This is a genomic window from Hoylesella pleuritidis (assembly GCF_963541955.1).
GTDB classification, from domain to species: domain Bacteria; phylum Bacteroidota; class Bacteroidia; order Bacteroidales; family Bacteroidaceae; genus Prevotella; species Prevotella pleuritidis.
Window position 1 is genome coordinate 61,329 of sequence record NZ_CAUTUT010000003.1, and the last position, 19,925, is coordinate 81,253.

Annotated in this window: 16 protein-coding genes and 1 riboswitch; of the genes, 10 read left to right on the top strand and 6 right to left on the bottom strand. The window is 43.2% G+C overall.

The genetic code is table 11. The features are described from left to right. Positions 1–19 precede the first annotated feature (19 nt). Genes RWY97_RS01765 through RWY97_RS01775 form a run of 3 tightly spaced genes read left to right on the top strand, consistent with a single transcriptional unit; the run spans position 20 to position 1,664 of the window. Positions 20–844, top strand: coding sequence for an outer membrane protein assembly factor BamD (locus tag RWY97_RS01765; RefSeq protein ID WP_021583664.1), 825 nt, complete (start codon positions 20–22; stop codon positions 842–844). Between the two features lie 32 nt (positions 845–876). After that, positions 877–1,206 (top strand): DNA-directed RNA polymerase subunit omega, encoded by a 330-nt coding sequence (locus RWY97_RS01770; RefSeq protein ID WP_021583703.1) that lies wholly within the window; start codon positions 877–879, stop codon positions 1,204–1,206. Further along, positions 1,206–1,664 carry a DUF4293 domain-containing protein gene (locus RWY97_RS01775; protein ID WP_315565171.1) on the top strand — a complete coding sequence of 153 codons (459 nt, stop codon included), beginning with the start codon at positions 1,206–1,208 and terminating at the stop codon, positions 1,662–1,664. Before RWY97_RS01770 ends, RWY97_RS01775 begins: the two co-directional genes overlap by 1 nt. A 564-nt stretch (positions 1,665–2,228) precedes the next feature. Here the strand turns inward: RWY97_RS01775 and RWY97_RS01780 are convergent. Together RWY97_RS01780 and RWY97_RS01785 are read right to left on the bottom strand one after the other, a co-directional pair. Continuing rightward, positions 2,229–3,632 carry a glycoside hydrolase family 125 protein gene (locus RWY97_RS01780; RefSeq protein WP_315565172.1) on the bottom strand — a complete coding sequence of 468 codons (1,404 nt, stop codon included), beginning with the start codon at positions 3,630–3,632 and terminating at the stop codon, positions 2,229–2,231. Between the two features lie 75 nt (positions 3,633–3,707). Continuing rightward, on the bottom strand, positions 3,708–5,861 hold the full coding sequence (locus RWY97_RS01785; protein WP_315565174.1) for a GH92 family glycosyl hydrolase: 2,154 nt from the start codon (positions 5,859–5,861) through the stop codon (positions 3,708–3,710). 592 nt (positions 5,862–6,453) lie between these two features. Then, positions 6,454–6,550: riboswitch (TPP riboswitch) on the top strand. A gap of 35 nt (positions 6,551–6,585) precedes the next feature. Between RWY97_RS01785 and RWY97_RS01790 the strand changes: the two genes are divergently transcribed. The 6 genes from RWY97_RS01790 (at position 6,586) to RWY97_RS01815 (ending at position 14,889) form a co-directional block, all read left to right on the top strand. Then, positions 6,586–8,853, top strand: a complete 2,268-nt coding sequence (locus tag RWY97_RS01790; RefSeq protein ID WP_315565175.1) for a TonB-dependent receptor — start codon at positions 6,586–6,588, stop codon at positions 8,851–8,853. Then, the gene (pnuC, locus tag RWY97_RS01795; RefSeq protein ID WP_021583705.1) at positions 8,853–9,461 is read left to right on the top strand and encodes a nicotinamide riboside transporter PnuC; all 609 of its coding nucleotides are present in this window, start codon (positions 8,853–8,855) and stop codon (positions 9,459–9,461) included. The genes RWY97_RS01790 and pnuC overlap by 1 nt, the downstream gene beginning before the upstream one ends. Next, positions 9,442–10,119 carry a thiamine diphosphokinase gene (locus tag RWY97_RS01800; protein ID WP_314080555.1) on the top strand — a complete coding sequence of 226 codons (678 nt, stop codon included), beginning with the start codon at positions 9,442–9,444 and terminating at the stop codon, positions 10,117–10,119. Before pnuC ends, RWY97_RS01800 begins: the two co-directional genes overlap by 20 nt. 38 nt (positions 10,120–10,157) lie before the next feature. Further along, positions 10,158–12,194 (top strand): TonB-dependent receptor plug domain-containing protein, encoded by a 2,037-nt coding sequence (locus RWY97_RS01805; protein WP_315565178.1) that lies wholly within the window; start codon positions 10,158–10,160, stop codon positions 12,192–12,194. A gap of 795 nt (positions 12,195–12,989) precedes the next feature. After that, positions 12,990–13,199 carry a hypothetical protein gene (locus tag RWY97_RS01810; protein WP_024991227.1) on the top strand — a complete coding sequence of 70 codons (210 nt, stop codon included), beginning with the start codon at positions 12,990–12,992 and terminating at the stop codon, positions 13,197–13,199. A gap of 31 nt (positions 13,200–13,230) precedes the next feature. Further along, complete coding sequence (locus RWY97_RS01815) at positions 13,231–14,889, top strand: hypothetical protein (protein ID WP_315565179.1); 1,659 nt, start codon at positions 13,231–13,233, stop codon at positions 14,887–14,889. Between the two features lie 123 nt (positions 14,890–15,012). On the opposite strand, the gene RWY97_RS01820 is transcribed toward RWY97_RS01815, so the two are convergent. The 4 genes from RWY97_RS01820 to RWY97_RS01835 all read right to left on the bottom strand — a co-directional run bounded on the left by RWY97_RS01820 (position 15,013) and on the right by RWY97_RS01835 (position 17,696). Then, positions 15,013–16,233 carry a spondin domain-containing protein gene (locus RWY97_RS01820; protein WP_021584394.1) on the bottom strand — a complete coding sequence of 407 codons (1,221 nt, stop codon included), beginning with the start codon at positions 16,231–16,233 and terminating at the stop codon, positions 15,013–15,015. 35 nt (positions 16,234–16,268) lie between these two features. Further along, entirely contained in the window at positions 16,269–16,760 is a 492-nt protein-coding gene (locus RWY97_RS01825; RefSeq protein WP_315565180.1) for a DUF417 family protein, read from the bottom strand. 103 nt (positions 16,761–16,863) lie between these two features. Next, positions 16,864–17,088: a hypothetical protein gene (locus RWY97_RS01830; RefSeq protein WP_231371346.1), complete on the bottom strand. Its 225-nt coding sequence runs from the start codon at positions 17,086–17,088 to the stop codon at positions 16,864–16,866. 56 nt (positions 17,089–17,144) lie between these two features. After that, a complete protein-coding gene (locus tag RWY97_RS01835) occupies positions 17,145–17,696 on the bottom strand; it encodes an RNA polymerase sigma factor (RefSeq protein ID WP_315565183.1) in 552 nt (183 codons plus the stop codon). A gap of 191 nt (positions 17,697–17,887) precedes the next feature. On the opposite strand from RWY97_RS01835, the gene RWY97_RS01840 reads away from it, so the two are divergent. Beyond that, entirely contained in the window at positions 17,888–19,918 is a 2,031-nt protein-coding gene (locus RWY97_RS01840) for a glycoside hydrolase family 20 protein (protein WP_315565185.1), read from the top strand. The last annotated feature ends 7 nt before the right edge of the window (positions 19,919–19,925 follow it).

Consider the following 19,925-nt stretch of genomic DNA (forward strand, 5'->3'; position numbering starts at 1 on the left):
GCACATTAAAGTACTGAATATGAAGAAAGCAATTGTTCCTGTCGTAGCTGCTCTGCTGCTCTTTTCTGGTTGTGCAAATGAGTTTAATCGAGTGTATAAGACGGATAATTACCAATATAAATACGAATATGCTAAGGAGTGTTTTGTTGCCGGTAAATACACACGTGCCATTACTTTACTGCAAGAACTCGTGACAATTGAAAAAGGAACAGAGAATGCGCAGGAAAGTCTCTATATGCTGGCAATGGCTGAATATTGCAGCAAAGACTATGAGGGAGCGGCAGAAACATTCAAGAAATATTATCAGAGTTATCCGAAAGGCTACTATGCAGAGAATGCCCAGTTCTATGTCGGGCAGAGCTTGTTTATGAGTACGCCAGAAGCCCGATTGGATCAGTCATTAACCGTATCGGCGATTTCAGCTTTTCAAGAGTATTTAGACTTGTTTCCCGATGCCGAATTGAAGCCCTTGGCGCAGAAGCGACTCTTTAAATTACAAGACAAACTTGTTCGCAAAGAGTTATATTCAGCACAACTTTACTATAATTTAGGTTCTTATTTTGGCAATTGTTCGCGTGGAGAAAACAACTATACAGCGTGCATCGTCACGGCACAGAATGCTTTAAAAGATTATCCTTATAGCAATTTACGTGAAGATTTTTCCGTACTCGTAATGAAAAGTAAATTTGAACTGGCTCAGCAAAGCGTTGAAGAGAAACGAATCGAGCGCTATCAGGATGCTGAAGACGAATGTTATGGTTTTCTGAATGAGTTTCCCGACTCAAAAGAGAAAGGTACAGCTGAGCGATATATAGCCAGATGTAAAAAAGTGACTAAGAATTAACAGTAGAAAGAATAAAATCAATATAGGTATTTATGGATTATAGAAAATCGAAAGCCCCGGTCAATACGACCACTCGGAACATTATGGATCTGTGTGAAGAGACGGGTAACATCTATGAGAGCGTGGCCATTATCTCTAAGCGTGCAAACCAAATTGCCGCTGAGATTAAGCAGGATTTGAATAAGAAATTGGCAGAATTTGCTTCATATAACGACTCTTTGGAAGAGGTCTTTGAGAATAGAGAGCAGATCGAAATCTCACGTTATTACGAGAAACTGCCTAAACCAGCACTGTTGGCAACACAGGAATTTATTGACGGAAATGTTTATTGGCGTGATCCGTCTAAGGAAAATCAGGCATAATGATACAGCGTAAGCAGACCGTTTTTCTGCTGATTGCATTGATACTCACCATCGTATGTTTATGTCTCCCATTGGGAGTCATCGAGTTGAAAGGAATGGGTGTTAGTCCGGTTGTTTATAACTTGGGAATGAAAGACGGCAATGGAACATTCAGTTTTAATAATAATTGGCCGCAGTTCACATTGTTGTTGTTATCGTGTCCGTTAGCTGTCGCAGCTATCTTTTTTTATAAAAATCGACCACTCCAGGCTCAAATCTGTGTATGGTGTATTATCCTTAATGTAGCGTGGTATATCTATTCTGCTTATCGTTGGTTGAATCCATCGATTGATCTGGGTACATTCAAACCATCGCTCACAGTTTGTCTCCCATTGATTTCCGTCATTTTATATTGGATGGCACGTAGGGAGATACTGAATGATGAGCGGCTTGTCAGAGCAGCAGACAGAATTCGATAAGAAAAAGAACTCGTTTCAAGATTTGTTTGAAGCGAGTTTTTTTGTATCGATAGGTGATATTATACCTCAAAGTGTGTATGATCTTGACCCTAAAATAGGTAAAAAGCTAAGAGAAAATAAGATGATAAAAAACATCTAAAATGTGAATGAAAAGTGAAAAGCATTTTCCTAAGAACAGAAAGACGACCTTTCGCTTTGCGATTAATAGTCTTTCATCTCATAATTAACTGTTAATTATCTTCCGACTAACCATTAATCATCTTCTGATTGACAATTAATTGTGCACCGTTTACTGGCTTTTCAGCCAGTGTTTTACTATTAGTTGTACAGTATTTAACCGTAAATTGAAAAGGGATTTGTATGTAGCTAAAATCAAGCACATACAAATCCCATTTTAATTATGTTCTTTTGGATTTACGTTTTATTCCTTAATTACGGAGCGATGTATTGATTACCCCCTATAAGTAAAATCCTTTGCTTTTCTACCTGTGTCTCTTTATCCATTCGTCTGAATCCTATTTCCAAAATGATTAATTGTCTGCCGTCCGCTTACAATCAGAAAAGTTACTTGTTCAAAAGCTCTGTTTTGCCTTCATCTATCAGTTTGAGGATGAGTTCTCCGAATAAAGTGTTCTGCCAAGCAAACCACGGACGAGTGTAAATAGACGCGTTATCTTTGTTGAAAGATTCGTGAATGACACCCGTACGAGCATCTGTTGATGTCAGCATTCGGATGCAATAGCGGATCTCATCATCGTCTTTTGCAGTGAAAGCTTTCATCATAATACTCATCGGCCACGGCATATCGTGTCCGATATGCGGACCGCCGATACCCTCGCCGGCCTTACCTCGGAAGAACCAGGGATTGTCTTCGCTCCACACGAAACGGCGAGTATTCTGATAAATTGGATCATTAGGGTCGACATCTCCGAGATAACCAAGACTTAAAAGACTGGGAACGTTGGCATCGTCCATCAACAGTTGATTACCGAACCCATCCACCTCATAGGCGTAAATACGGCCATATTTGGGGTGATTGTATACGGCATATTTGTGGAGAGCTGTTTCTACTTCGTCTGCTAATGCTTGGCAACTATTGGCCGAAGCTTGGTCGCCGTTTACTTGGCTGAGAATTGCAGCCGCTTTACGCATTGCTGAGACAGCCATAAAGTTGGACGGAATGAGAAACGGCAATGTTGTTGCGTCGTCGGAAGGGCGAAATGCAGAAGCAATCAGTCCTACCGGTTTGGCAGGAGCACCCCAGCCACCCCACGGAAGCGTGTCGAGTGCACGATCGGTTACACGCAGAAATTTGTAAGAACCGTGCCCACTTTTGCGTTGTTGTTCGCGGAATACGCGTAGGATATGCGCTATTGCCTCTTTCCATTCAGCTCCGAAGATAGATGCATCGCCCGTTATCTGCCAATATTCATAAGCCAGTCTGATGGGATAACACAGCGAGTCGATTTCGTATTTACGTTCGAAAACATCTTTACACATCTTCGTTTCGTCAGTCTGTGCACCTTCTCCGGTGGGCCCGTCATTGAAAGCATTGGCGTAAGGATCAATATTGATGAGTTTGAATTGGCGCAGAATGACACCGCGAAGCATACGTTTCAGCTTGGTATCTTGATTGGCAAACCGCACATAAGGCCATACTTGGGCCCCCGAATCGCGCAGCCACATTGCGTGAATGTCGCCTGTATAGACAAAGGTATCATCTTCGCCGTTCACCTGTCGATAGTGAACGGTGGTTTCGAGCGTGTTCGGAAAGCAGTTTTCAAACATCCAAGCAAGATATGGATTGCTCTTCAACAGTCGTTTCACTTCGGCTATCTTCTTGTCAATTATGGCTGATCGGAAGAGCCGATCTTGCGGTTTCGGGCGCTTGGAGACATAGATATGTGTGTTGTCTGCAATCGCTTCGATATACGCCTTTCCGTATTCCTTCTGGGTTTGAGCTGTCATCGGTAGGCTCAGTAATAACAAAACCGAGTTTGCCAGAATTTGTTTATTGATTTGGATCATCGTGATTTGTGAGTTTTAAGGACGATCTTTGACTGCCGTTCCGAACTTAGACGGGTGTGGACCCATTACGAACTCCAACGTGCCTCCGCGTTTCAGGTCTTGGAAGTAGATATAAGACTTGGTATAAGTCTTGCCGTTCAGCTTGGCGTTTTGGATGTAGATGTTTTGCTCGTTATTGTTCCTGGCAATGATTCTGAACGTTTTTCCATTACCAACATTAACCGCTGCCTCTTTGAACAACGGCGAGCCGAATACGTATTTACCACCGGCGGGCTCCACTTGATATAAGCCCAAAGCGGAAAGAATATACCATGCTGACATCTGTCCGACATCTTCGTTGCCGCAAAGACCGTCGATGGAGTCGCGATAAAGATTGTTCATCACATAACGTAGCTTGGAAGCAGCTTTCCAAGGCTGGCCAATGTAATCGTACATATATATGATATGGTGGCTCGGTTCGTTGCCGTGAGCGTACTGTCCGATAAGTCCTGAAATATCGGGAGAAGCTTCTTCTCCTGCATCTCCGTCTACAATAAACAACGAGTCGAGCTTGGCAGCAAAGCGTTTTTCGCTTCCGAAACATTTCACCAAGCCGTGAACGTCGTGCGGAACGAGCCAAGCGTATTGCCAGGCATTGCCTTCTGTATAGTCATCTTGTCTGTGGATGGATTTGAAAGCATCGAAAGGCTCGCGGAATCGGCCCTTAGATGTAACGCCTCGCATAAATCCCGTGCGTTTGTCGAAGTAATGGTCGCGATAAGACAGACTGCGTTTGAGGAAGTATTTGTAATCTTCTGTCTTGCCCAATTGTTTGGCTAAGCGAGCCACGCAGGCATCGGCCAACGCGTATTCTAATCCTTTGGCTACGGTCTCGTAAGTAGAATCGAGGTCGGTCGGGATGTAGCCGTATTTTTTCAAGAGGTTCAAACCACGGTCGTCGCACATTGCCGACTGTCTTAAAGCCTTGTAAACAGCTTCTTTGTCTACGTTATAGCCTTTGAGAGCTATGTCTGCCAACACGGGGATTCCGGGGTTCCCGACCATACAGTCGGTCTCATTCCCCATCAAGTGCCACACAGGTAGTTTACCCTGTTGAGCACAAATGTTAAGCATCGTAGCTGCAATGTCGCGTTGTCTGGTGGGATGAATGAGTGTGGAAAGCGGATGAGCAGCCCGATAAGTGTCCCAAAGAGAGAAAGTAGTATAGTTTACGAAGTCGCCGTGATGCACCGTCCCGTCTGCTCCTCGATAGTCACCGTTCACGTCATTGAATATGGATGGGGCGAACATTGTATGATAGAGACAAGTATAAAAGATACGACGTGCGCGCTCATTGTCGGTTTGTATATCGATCTTTCCAAGTTCGTCGTTCCACGCTTTGTTGGCTGCGGCTACCGCTCCGTTGAAATCCCATCCCGGAATTTCGGCTTCGACATTTTTCAAAGCATTGTCAGTACTAACGGCAGAGATACCTACTTTCACCATCACGGGCTCGTTATGATTGGTGAAGGAGAAGATTCCGACACTGTCGTTCTCTTGTTTTTCGAGTATAACAGGGCGTGAAAAGACAGCTGCAAAATATACTTGTTGGTTCTTGGCCCAGCCTGATGAGTGCCTGAAACCGGTCACGACAGTGGGGCTTTCCTGCTTAAACCCGGCGCTGGTCATCTTGTCCCAACCTATGCCTTGTTTAAGATTGAGGATGATTCTACCTGTTTTGGTGTCGGCGGGGAAGCTATATCGATGAAAGCCTACACGCTGTGTGGCGGTCAATTCTACGTGGATACCCGAACCATCGAGCATCAGCGAGTAATAACCGGGCCTTACCCGCTCGGCTAAATGCGAGAAACGGGCTGACCGTTGGCGATTATCTAATGTTGGGAGCAATGCTATGTCGCCGAGATCACCGATTCCTGTGCCGCTGAGATGCATTTGTCCGAATCCTATTAAGATTGAATCGCTGTAATGATAACCTGAACACCAGTCCCAGCCTCGTGTCATTTCGGTGGGTCCTACTTGCACAAGTCCAAAGGGAACGTTGGCTCCCAAGAACACGTGTCCGTGTCCGCCGGTACCGATATAGGGGTCGACGAACTGCGTATAGTTGCGTGCCGACATTGCCGGCGGCAGCAAGACGAATGCAATAATGCTTAAAATGGTCTTTCTCATTTTGTTATTTGATTGTTATAATGGTACGTAAATAAATATTATCTGACGAACTGTTGATTTGCATCTCTTCTAAAATCATTTGTCGGAGTAGGTCACTGACATGCTCATTCACTGCGAGACATGGATTCTTACACGAAAAAAGATCTTTGACTTGGGGCGAAAGTATACCCAAAAGCCTAAACTTGCCGCTATAAATCGATAGATTCGTATCATTGAATGTAATCTTGCAATCGCTGTTTCGGTGTGCTAAGTTACGACTTTTATCTGTCCTTGGCAAATATATCGAATAAAATTATCTGTTGGGAGTATGGAAATCAGAAATGAGACGGTATAAACAACGGGTAAAATAATATTCATTCTTATGCATTAGGATACTGGACGACAAATATATTCGTCAGTTGTTGATTGACAGCTGAGAGTAGAAATCATTTTGAATGATTGTTTTCTAAGAATTTTTAGAGGTGGATCTGTGTATCTGTTCACAAGAAGTTATATTGAGAAAAGCTCTTAACCTGGTGTATGAAATCAAAATAAACGGTGTTTCTTTTCGCTGTTTCGGGAAAACCCTTTACCTTTGCACACGACTTACAGACTGTGAGTTAAGGGGTGCCCTCATAACGTTGGGCTGAGATTAGACCCTCTGACCTGATCCGGGTAATGCCGGCGTAGGGAAAAGGAAACATAAAAAGTACCCCTTTTTGTGTATTATTCAAATTAATTATTGATGAAAAAGAGCCTTTCTCTGTTGGCAACGTTTACGATGACTGTTGCAACAGCGGCAGCCAATCCCTTGCAAGAACGGATTGACACAACTAAGAGTTATCAATTGCAAAACGTACAAGTGGTATCTACACGAGCCACTCGGAAGACACCGGTGGCGTTCTCGGATTTATCGAAGCGCCAATTGAAAACGTTGAATTACGGCAAAGATCTTCCTTCGTTGCTCAATTTTACTCCTTCTGTCACAATGTCGTCGGATGCGGGTACGGGATTCGGTTATACCGGTATACATATACGGGGTACCGATCCGACGCGCATCAACATTACGGCTAACGGTATTCCGATGAACGATGCCGAGAGTTCAGCCGTCTATTGGGTCAATATCGGCGACTTCGCTTCAAGTCTCGAATCGGTTCAGATACAGCGGGGTGTAGGTACATCGACTAACGGTGCGGGGGCATTCGGGGCTTCGATTAATCTGCAAACGGATAATATCGGACTGCATCCGTATGGAAGCATTGATTTGTCAGCAGGTAGTTACGGTACGCATAAGGAGACTTTTCGTTTTTCTACGGGCTTATTAGGCGGTCACTGGGGCTTTCAAGGACGACTGTCGAATATTGGAAGCGACGGATACATTGATCGTGCGTCGGTCAAGTTGAACTCTTATTTCCTGCAAGGGGGCTACTTTGCAGATAATACCGTGGTAAAGTTCGTCACATTTAACGGTACTGAGAAAACTTATCACGCGTGGGACTATGCGTCGAAAGCTGCTATGGAAAAATATGGCCGTACTTATAATCCTTGTGGGAAATATACGGATGCTGACGGGAATACAACTTTTTACGATAATCAAACGGATAATTATCATCAGCAGCATTATCAATTGATTTTGAATCAGACACTCGGCCGCGATTGGACTCTTAATACTGCGTTGCATTATACGCACGGCTTCGGTTATTATGAACAATATAAGGAAGGGCAGAAGTTGTATAAATATTTACTAACTTCGGCACTTGGAGCGAAGTCGGACTTAGTTCGTCAAAAGAAAATGAAGAATGACTTCTATGGTGCTGTTGCATCAGTCAACTATGATAATCACAGTGGTCTGAGTCTCAATATTGGAGGAGGATGGAATAAATATGACGGGGATCATTACGGAAATGTGATTTGGGTGCGACAATTCAGCGGCAAACTCAATCCCAATCATAAATATTACGATAACAATGCAAAAAAGACCGATGGCAACATTTATGGCAAACTCAACTATGAATTAGTAAAAGGTCTCAATGCTTACGTTGATTTGCAATATCGACACATCACTTATAAAACAACGGGAACATCACAGGAGTTTGACGACAATAAACAACAGAAACCGCTGAATGTGAACCGTCATTATAACTTTTTCAATCCCAAATTCGGCCTTACCTATCATTTTGCACCCGAACATACTATTTATGCTTCTTATGCCATTGCTCATAAGGAGCCTACCCGCAATGACTTCGAAAATATGTTGGCTGAAAAGGATCCGGTAACCCCGCAACCCGAGCGATTGAATGACCTGGAATTGGGGTATCAATATCAGTCGGCTGTCTTCAATGCGGGTGTCAACCTTTATTATATGGACTATGATAACCAATTTGTTTTGACCGGTGCGCAAGATTCAAACGGCGAAATGGTAGCCCGCAATATCAAGGATTCTTATCGAATGGGTGTCGAACTGATGGCTGGTATTAGACCTTTTGAAGGCTGCCGGTGGGATGTTAATGCTACGTGGAGTAAGAATCGGGCTAAAAATACCACGGTAACGGTGATCAATCCCGACTGGACATTGAGTTATGCCAATGTGGGAACGACACATCTTTCTTATTCTCCCGATCTGATTGTGGGTAGTGTATTGAGTTACGAGTATAAAGGATTGCGGGCTGCTTTGATGTCGAAATATATCAGTGAACAATATATGACAAACTCTGGATATAAGGAATTCTTGAACACCGATGGCAAAACCTATACACGTGCTATGCTCGATGCAATGTTCGTTAACGATCTCGACCTATCTTATACGTTTAAATTGCGCGGTCTGAAAAGTGCTACTGTCGGTTTGACCATATACAACGTTTTTAATGAAAAATATGAAAGTAATGGCAGTAGTTCAATGAATTTTAAGAATGATAATGGTAAAATTGTGGCTTATGACGGTGGTTGGGCTTGGGCAACATTCTCTGCACAGGCCCCGACACACGTTTTAGCCCATCTTTCATTCACGTTCTGATGACGCTCGAAACCTTTCTGTCTGCCCACTGGCTCGATATGTTGAGCACAGTATTGGGTATCATTTATATTGTCCTTGAGTACAGAGCGCATATTGCTCTGTGGCTCGTGGGCATCGTGATGCCTGCCATCGATATCTGGCTCTTTTGGTCTGTGGGACTCTATGCTGATTTCGGGATGGCCATTTATTACACGTTGGCTGCTATCTACGGTTATGCAGTGTGGCGCTTCGGACATAAATACAATCAGAAAGCTGATGAAGAATTGCCTGTAACACATTTCAAACATCGTCTGATAATGCCTGCATTACTAATATTTATCATTGCATGGGCTACTATTTATCTCATTTTGGTGCGATTTACCAATTCCGACGTACCCATCACCGATAGCTTTATCAATGCACTCAGTTTCATTGGTCTGTGGGCTTTGGCCCGAAAATATTTAGAGCAGTGGCTCATTTGGATTATAGTAGATGTGGTCAGTGCAGTTCTTTATGCCTATAAAGGCATACCGTTTAAAGCAGGACTCTATGCGCTGTATGTTATTATTGCTGTCTTGGGCTATTATAAGTGGAAAGGAATGATGCGCAATGAACTATCCATTGATTGACGAGAACAATCAGGTTGAGGCTGTGATACTGGGTGACGGTGATTTTCCCGTGCATCCGGTAGCCACGGCTCTGCTGCATAATAGTGCTTACCTGTGTTGTTGCGACGGTGCAGGCAGGCGCTGCATTGAACACGGACTGATGCCGAATGCCATTGTCGGCGACGGCGATTCGCTTTCGCCTGATTTCATCCGGAGGTATTGCAACATCATACATCTTATTCGAGAGCAAGATGATAACGATCTTACTAAGGCTACCCGGCATTGTCTTGCACGGGGAATACAACGTATTGTTTATTTGGGAACCACAGGGAAACGTGAAGACCATACATTGGGAAACATCGTACTGATGATACGTTATATGTGTGAATTCGGCTTACAGCCGAACTTGGTTACCGATTATGGTTGGTTTGTTCCGGCAAGCGGTATGAATATTTTTGACTCTTTCCTTCAGCAACAGGTGAGTATCTTCAATTTCGGTTGTACCGACTTTCGAAGCGAAGGTCTGAGATGGCCGTCATTTCCCTATCAAAGTCTGTGGCAGGGAACACTCAATGAGTCTATCGGGGATAGTTTCACGTTGTATGGTGACGGCTCCTATCTTGTTTTCCGCACATTTGAAGGAAAGCAAAATAACCCGAAAGACTTTCTAATTGAGTAATTTTTATTACCTTTGCACTCGTTTTAACAAAACGAGTAATGAAAAAAAACAGTTTTAACAAGCGCTCGATCATCCGATTCAAGCACTTTTCCCGTAAGGGCTATGCGCTCTTCAACTGTTTAGGGAAAGAAGTCCTTGTGGGTACACTGAGCATCGCTACCTTGACATATGCCAAGGCCGACGGTGTGAGTGTGAAGCCACTGGTGGCTACAGACTCCCTGAGCAGACAAGAGTTGAAGCTCGATGAGGTGGTGGTGACCGGATCGCGAGCGCCGCTGACTGCCTTGCAGTCGGCTAAAATGGTGGCTGTCATTACGCGCGAGGATATTCATCGTGCAGCGGCAGCGAGTATCAACGATGTGTTAAAGTTAGCCACGGGCGTGGATGTCCGTCAGCGCGGTGGCTTTGGTGTACAGACGGATATCTCGATCAACGGTGGAACGCACGATCAGGTTACGATTCTTCTGAACGGTGTTAACATCAGCAATCCTCAAACAGGCCATAATGCGGCTGATTTTCCCGTAGCTTTAGATGATATCGAGCGTATCGAAGTACTTGAAGGTGCATCAGCCCGAATTTTCGGGTCGTCGGCTTTTAGCGGTGCGATCAATATCGTTACGCGCAGCAATGTCGATGGTCAAAGGCTTCGGGGTAGCGGTGAAGGCGGTTCGTTCGGTACATTTGGCGGGGGGATAGGCTATGAAATGGGCAATCCTCTTGCGTATCATCTCTTGGCCAGTGGCGGTTATGTGCGCTCCGATGGGGGTACTCCGCACAGCGATTTTAAAAAAGGACGTTTTTATACCAACTTCCAGTTCGGAAAGACAGAGTTGCTTAGGCTTAATCTTCAAGTAGGATTGAATACGCAGAGATATGGTGCCAATACGTTTTATAGTCCACGATTTGATAATCAGTTCGAGAAAACGGCCCATCTGATCACTTCTGCTTCGCTGACTCTTCACGACCTTGTCAAAGGATTAGACATAACGGCAGGGGGCAGTAATAATTATTTTGAGGACCATTTCCAGTTGATTCGCGGTAAAGAGGGAGCTGCCAATGGCGAGAATTACCATCACCTGAATGTTTATGGACTCACGCTGGGTGCCACTATGGCGTGGTCGATGGGGAAGACGGCAGTCGGAATCGATTACAGCAATGAGCAACTGCTTAGTACGGCTTATGGTGAAGAACTCTCGTCCGATAAGTATCGAGACATTCGCGGCAGCGACCGTCAATACACGCGGAAAGGTAGACGGCACAATACGAATCTCTTTTTAGAGCACAATGTTGTGCTGGATCGTTGGACATTCTCTGCCGGACTCTTAGCTAATCGCAATACCGGGCTTGACCATCGCTTCCGATTTTCGCCCGGTATCGATATCGCTTATCGACCCAATGATCACTGGAAACTCTTTGCTTCGTGGAATAGAGCGATGCGCATACCCACTTACACCGATCTTTATACGGATAATAAAGCGCAAAAGGGAGATAAAAGCTTGAAGCCCGAGCGCAATTCTACCTTTAAACTCGGTGCCCGCTATCGTACCACTGGACTTGAAGCGATGGTCAATTCTTTTTATAGCCGAGGAAAGGATATGATAGACTGGGTGTTTGAGGCACCGACATCTACACGCTATCACGCCCTGAATATCGGTCAATTAGATAATATGGGGACATCGCTCGATGCTATGTTGTACGTTGCCGAGCTCTTTCCCCGCTCATTTCTTACCCGTATCAAGGCCGGATATGCCTATATTCATCAGACACACAAGACGGAGCAGCCTATTTTTAAGTCGCTCTATGCGCTGGAATATTTGCGTCACAAGATTACAATGACTGTGGATCACCGCATTTGGTCGCATCTGTCGGCAAGTTGGGCACTGCGTTGGCAACAGCGGATGAACGGTTATCACCCTTATACGAAAATCGATTGTAAGGTGCAGTGGGACGTACCTGCGTATAATCTTTATGTAAAAGTCGATAACCTTACGGCTCATCGATATTATGATATTGGCGGTGTCAAACAGCCGGGGCTATGGCTAATGGCGGGTGGAACAATCAAGTTTGATTTGTGATGTTTTATAGAATATTATATCTTTATGGTTAAAGTATTGTAAAGGTTCAATGTAAAAGGAGGTATATTCGTCGAAATCAATACCTATATTTGACGATGACGCCTCCCATAGTTCTTTTCTACAACTCCGGGACTTCTGCCCAAGAAGTCCCGGAGTTCTTATTTGATATAAATATATGGATAAAATGAATAAAATATTTGTTTTAAGTTAAGATGTGTATAAAATTGATGTTCGTTGGCGGCTTTTTCTATTAGTTTTTGACCTCTTTTGAACAATCAATTCTCTTTTCAGTGAAAATTCGGATAGGGGATTTGTAACCTTTTTATTAGATGTTATTAATACTCTGTGTATTTGAAGATTAAATTTCTCACTTGGTCTTTTATTTACGTTTCTCGTGATTTTTCAATAAATACTTGCGTATTTAAAATTTATTAGTTACCTTTGCCGCGAGTTATAATAGCAAGATGTTTTACACTCAAAAACAGGAGGAATATCAACATCTCTCTTCTTATATAGATAGAGATATATGTGGGATACAAAGAAAGCAAAGTGTTTTTGTGTCTTTTGACTTATTTCTTTTGGTTTATTCAGGATTTTGCTAACACACACACACACACACGCGCATCGTCGCTAATTTCTCTTTAAGTTTTCTTCTTTTACGCGCGCGCGAAGTGTGCTGTAATTCTTATAAACAAAGGGCTATCGTGAGTTCCCCTTGTTCGTTTGTTATGTCTTTTTTTCAAAGTCCGACAAAAGGAAATAAGAATAAATATTCACTATATAAATTCAATAACGATGAAAGAAAATCAAGTTAAAAAAGGGTTTTATTGTAAACCCAAAATCAAAGTTTTCAATGTTGATACAGAGAATCTGTTGCAAGAAACCTCTTATCCGGGCCAGCATAATCCCGGACATAAGGGTGGTTCTCCCGAAGAGGATACTGATGATCAAAACGGAGCAAAAAGAGGATTCTTCGATAATGAATCATCCTTTTGGGAAGATTAAGTAAATGAAATGAAACAGAAAAACAATGATAATGAAAAAGAATATTTTAGCATTTATCGCAGCTTCGGCTCTATTGGTATTTACGGCAAGCTGCTCAAACGACGATATAACTAAAAACACAGAGAAGTCCGGGGAAGCTGTCGATAATAAGGAAAATGTTGGTTTGACCACTTTTGTATCGACGGGTCTACCCAACAATGCATCGAACAAACCGAGAAATTTCGGTACCCGCACGTCGATGGATTACAACACCGGACGTTTCTTTTGGGAAAAGAACGATCGTGTTTACGTGAAAGATGAAAACAAGCAGTTCAATAGAAGCAGTAACGCTGTAGTGGAAAGCAAGCAGGCCGTCTTTAAGTTTATGTTACCCGGCACCTATAAGGCCCAAAACAAATATATGGTCTACTATCCCGGTGAGGAAGGTGTCAATGATCAAGTGACCATTAAAGACTATCAGCAGCAGGATGAACCTAATAGCAACAAGCATTTCGGCACTTCCGGCGACTGCGGTATGGGATTTGGTGAGACGAAGGACGGTAAAAAACGGTTCGACTTCACGCTTGTTCACAAAGCTGCTTATCTTTGTTTCCTGCCCTTTACGAGTCACGATTTTGTGAGTACCTATATCACGGAGATTGAAGTGGTTTCCGACAATAATATTGCAGGGGCTTATACCCTTGATCCGACTACCAATAAACTTGAAGGATCAGGTAACTCCAAGACTATCAGGCTCCACTTGGGTGGCGGTGGCAACTATAAATATGGCTTCCAGCTCAATAACCACGATAAATCGCTGGCTACCAATGGCGCTTTTATGGTGATAGCTCCCGGCACCCATACACTCACCATAAAATATCACGTGAAAGATATACAGACCAAAGTGGAGGGTGTGATTACCAAGACTCTTAAGTCAAAAAAATATGATGAGAACAACTATTATGACATCAGTTCCAAGCTTAATGTGCAGGCTTATGATAGTAAGGTGTATATGTGGGATGCCAAGTTTGATTATTGGTATAATTATGAGAGCGAGCAGCCGGCGCTGCCCGATGTACAGGGCCCGAACTATCCCAAGAGTTTTCCAGATCAGCGTTGGCATAGCATGGCCAACTTGAAAAGCATCGGAGGGACTAAAGCCGTAAATGAGCCGACAAAAAGCTGCCCCAATGTGAACGAAATGTTGTGGTATTGTATGAAAGGCAATCCTCACTGGGATGCCAATAAGCTATGGACCATACTCAAGCATTTGTACAAGGGCGGTGCTTGGCTACTGAAAAAGGAAAATATTGCTAACTTCTCCCGCGAACACTTTATAGGTCTGAAAGATAAAAATAACCCGGCTCTGGGTACGGAAAGATATGATTACCGTAATCCGGATGGTCCACATCTGGACCAATTCCAAACTGAATGGTCAAAGAATTTTTATGTAGGGCAGGATTCTCCTTCTAAATTAGGTAAGGATCAAAGTAAATATTTCTTCCTGCCTACCTATGAAGGTTATATGGACGGTAGAATCAGAAATGAAAGTGGATATGGTATGGGCTTAGAAGGTATGTATTGGAGCTCTACTCCTTACTATTTATCAGATGGAACCTATGGTGCATTCCAGTTTGGTATTAAGGCACGTCGACTTGGTATATACAGAAGTACTCGTAAATGGGGATTGAGATGCGTAGAATTCCAGTAGTCTTTCAGTACTTCGTAATTGTTTAATACAGTCGATAAGCTGTAAAACACAATAATAAGGCAGTGTAAATAGAACTTTCTAATTCTATTTACACTGCCTGTTGTGTCAGAGAAACACTATCCTTTATTGAATTGTTATTTTTAATACTTTATTAACAGGAGGAACGGGGAAAGTAGTTCCTACTTTGCTAATAGGTTTATTCTCTGCTTGCGGTGTTCCACCGAAAAGTGCTTGTCTATTGCCTGCTCCGGGATATTGGTCTACTCCAGTTCCTGAATCAAAGAGTGCAGTCTTATTGGTGATATCTCCGCTTAATTTAGCTGAAAGAGCTTGTTCGTTGGCATAGAACCAATCATTAGAGAAACCGAACATTGTGACGAAAGCAAGTTTATCTCCGTCTCCTGCCTTGTATTGTGTCATTACCTTTTGACCAGGGCCGACAGGAGCCGTACCAGCGATGTAGATTCCTTTCACGCCTTTCATCTTTTTCAGACTTTCCTGCAATTTGCTTGCATTGCCTTTCTGTGCCAAATCCTTCAATCCCATACCTGGGTCATTCTTTCCAAGTTCGTAAATGGGATTCTTCTCACCTTGATATACAACCACAAGCACGGGAGAGATGCCAGTAATGATGCCGGTATTAGCTTCTACTTTCATTTTCAGCTTGTCGATTTTTCCCATCTGGGCAATATCCGTCATTTCAGGATTAGATTTCTCACCGGGAGTGAAGAATGGTTTCTCGGCAAGCAGTTTATTGCCGTCAAAAGTTGATACAGCCCATATACCCGGAGAGAAAGGCGTTTCATTTCCTGTACCAGCAGAAGTATTTTTGATGGTAAGTGTAAATTCGGAAGTAGGTTCTTCATATGATAACATCACATTCAGCAGTTTTGAAGCATCCACTCCCTTAACTTCCATAATGGGATTCGATTCGCTGGCTCCCGTCTTATCATTCTTTGTTCCGTTATCCCACAACTTCACCTGTGAGGATACATCTCCTGTCATTGCTTTCCCTTGAGCATTGAACAATTTGATACCCGGCTGCTGAGAGGCAAAGAACCAGTCTTTTGATTTTCCATACATCGTAGTGAACATTAAGGCCTGCCCTTTCCCTGCCTTAAACTTAAAGCTAACGCTCTGTCCGGGTTGAATAATGGGAGATTCTCCCATATTTTTGAAAGATCCGCTTTCTACGAAAAGCTTTGGTGTAACGATGTTCTCGACTGTCAAGGTACGCATACTGCCCGTAGAAGGCTTCATATCGTCATCCTTGCTACAAGAAGTAAACACTAATCCTGCTAACACTACTGCCGACAATGCGGCTCTAAATCGATTCTTTTTCATTGTTTTTTAGTTGTATTACACAATTGTTTATTAAATTAATAAGAAGAGAGTATCTTCGTATCTTTTTCTTTTTTATCACTTGTCATTGCTTGGCTGAGCAATATAAATCCGAATCCGAGATAAGCTAAATCTTTGAGGATGAAATAGTCAGTTATGGGTATGCCATCTTTTATTCTCCACATTCCTGGTGTGAAGAACAAGAAACTGAGTGTAATCAGAAATGTAAAAATGATTCCTAAACCTGCATATCGTTTCAGAAAATGAAACTTGATAGACAGTAGCAGTATAACTGCAAGCGATATTTCTATTATACCGATAAAATTAGAAACAGTTTGCTTACTGAATACATCATATACCCAAAAAGTCAAAGGGTGATATTCGATTAATGGCTTGATGGATGCTGCTTCTGTCGGTGTAAATTTAAATATACCTATCCACAAAAGAATGGTAGCAGTGCCGAACTGAGTAATGTCGTACCCTATTTTATATATTTTGTTACCTGAAAATAAATTCTTTCCTATATTCATATTGTCAGTTTCTGAGGTTGTTTGCTATCAGAGAGAAAACCCTTAGAGATACTTTCCGCTCTTATAGTCGACAATCCCTCTTAATCCTGACAAAAAGATAAGATTAAGATAATATTTTTTTTCTTATCTTATCCTTAAACTGCTGTATTTCAATATCTTCAAAGTGTATCTTTTTTTTGTCTTCCAGTATTTTCTTTGTAAGAAGACGGTCTATTTGTTCTACTTTTTTTGCATAAGCAGCACACCATTTGCACATAGCTAAATGTGCGTGAAGCCTAATTCTTCCCACGAATGAGAGTTTACCGGCCTTTTGCTGTTCTATCCGCATCGGTACCTGATTGCACGGCATAATGATGATGTGGATGAATTTACTAAGCAATGCTTTCATAATTTGTCAAACCAGTTTAATTCTATACATTTCCTCAATTGCATACGACTACGTTGAAGGATCTTCCAAAGATTGGTCGTGGTAATATCCAACTCCTGACACACTTCTTTGGCTTTTTTCTCCTCTAAATAATAGAGCTTTACTGTGACTTGCCATTGGGAGGGAAGATGATTAATGCATTTATCCAATGTATTCATTAATGCTTTTTGTTCATCCGGTTCATCGAAGTTCTGTGACCACTCGTGAAGAATAGAGTCGTCTTTCCACGAGCCTGTATGGTCGAAAAACTCTGGCATATTGACAGTTTCTGGTTTGCGATATTTGTGTCGATAGAAATCCGCGATTTTATTTTTCAGGATATTCAGCAACCACGTCAACGGTGTACTCTTTCTTTCAAAAGTACGGTAAGCGGCAGTTGCAGAAATGAATACTTCCTGAACTAAGTCCATTGCATCTTCCTTGTCCCTCACCATTGAGAGAGCTCTATTCAGAAGAGATTCGGAATAGAGTTCAATCCATTTGTTTATTTCTTCGTGCTCTTGTTTCATCTATATAAATAAATATGTAGGGTTATCGGAGCATCCTCACCTAAATTTTCTTATACGATAACGCTAAACATATCCAATTATTATAAATAAGGATAACGAATTATGAATTTAGAAAAGCACTTCTCTCTGAATTTATTTGTAATTTTGTAGACTGGTAATAGAAACAGTAAATAAAATCAAATATATCGGTTATGAGAAAAAAAATATTCGTTTGTCTTTGGTTTTTGGGGATAATGCTGGCAGTACAGGGACGAAATACCATTCCGCAACCCAATTGCCTGTTGTGGGCCGATGGCGAGTTTGTATTCGACGACCAAACGGGTCTCTATACTAATCTTAAAGGGCGCGACCGTAAGTTTATTCGTTCTTATGTAGCTGCTACGTTGCCTGTGGGGCGACTGAAAGCCAAGGCCGTAGAAACGCAGAATGTAGTTCAACTTGTGTTGGCCGACAGTTCCGCCGATATGGGAACCGAGGGTTATCGGCTTATGGTTACACCCCAATTGATAACTGTTCGAGCACCTTCTGCCACAGGACTATTTTATGGTCTGCAAACCTTGCGACAGCTTTGTGATGGCAAGTGTATCCGTAGCGTATCCGTTACAGATTCTCCACGATTTCCTTATCGTGGTGTGATGCTCGATTGCTCACGCCATTTCTGGTCCAAAGATTTCATTTTAAAGCAGATCGATGCGTTGGCTTACTTTAAACTGAATCGGTTGCACCTGCACCTGACCGATGCCGGCGGTTGGCGAATGGAGATTAAGAAATATCCTAAGTTAATATCCGAAAGTGCTTATCGCACGCAAAGTGACTGGCAAAAATGGTGGAATGAGAATGACCGTCGCTATTGTCACAAAGGAGATTCGGGTGCCTATGGCGGATTTTATACACAGAAAGAGCTCCGCGAAATTGTGCGTTATGCTGCACAGAGACGCATCACCGTCATTCCCGAAATCGAAATGCCGGGTCATAGCAATGAAGTCAATCACGCTTATCCCGCACTCTCTTGTACCGGCGAACCACTTTCCGATCTCTGTGTGGGTAATGAAGAAACGTTCCGATTCTTGGAGAATGTGCTCACCGAAGTGATGCGGATATTCCCTTCGGAATATATACATATTGGGGGCGACGAAGCTGCGCGTGAGGCGTGGGCTACCTGCCCGAGATGCAGACAGCGGATGCGCGATGAGCATCTTGTTACTACTGCCGAACTCCAAAGTTATCTCACGGCTCGTATCGAGCGATTCCTCAATGCCCACGGGCGTAAATTATTAGGCTGGGACGAGATTCTCGAAGGAAAGATTGCCCCTCGTGCGGCCGTGATGTCGTGGCGAGACGAGCAGGGAGGAATAGATGCTTCCGATGCTGGGCATCACGTCATTATGTCGCCCGGGGGATATTGCTATCTTGATAAGGCACAGGATGCACCCGGTACACAGCCCAAATCGTTTGGTGGATATCTGCCATTAGAGAAAGTGTATAGCTACGAGCCTGTACCTGAAAAGTTTAAAGGAACCAATATCGAGCATTTTGTCGACGGTGTGCAAGGTAATCTCTGGACCGAATATGTAGATACTGAAGCACACGTCGAATATATGCTTTATCCTCGTCTGCTGGCCATTGCCGAACGAGGATGGACTTGGCAACCAGCTCCCTATGACGATTTCCGTCGTCGGGCACTTGCAGCCGTGGCTTGGATGAAACATAATGGTTACCATCCCTTTGATTTGAGTAAGGAAATTGGGCGACGCCCAGAGTCACGGCAGGCTATAGTTCATTTGGCCCGCGGCAAAACGGTGTTCTATAAGGCCCCTTATGCAGAGAAGTATAAAGCCGCAGGCGACAGTGCGCTGACTGATGGACAGCGTGGTAATTGGGATTTCGGCGATGGTGTTTGGCAAGGCTTTATCGGTGCAGGTGGTTTGGATGCAGTCATCGATATGGGTACACCGACATCCGTTCATTGTATTTCTGTCGAATTTTTACAGTCAGTCGGTCCTGATATTTTTGCTCCTGCCGATGTCGCTATCTCGGTTTCGGATGATGGAAAGAATTTTACATCAATATATCATAAGCATACCGACCGCGACACCCGTCGCGAGTTCTTTGTTGCCGATCATCGATGGACCGGTGATATCACTGCGCGTTATATCCGTTGTCAGGCCCAAGCCGACAAACAGGGTGGATGGATTTTTACCGATGAGATTGTCGTGAAGTAGCAATTTC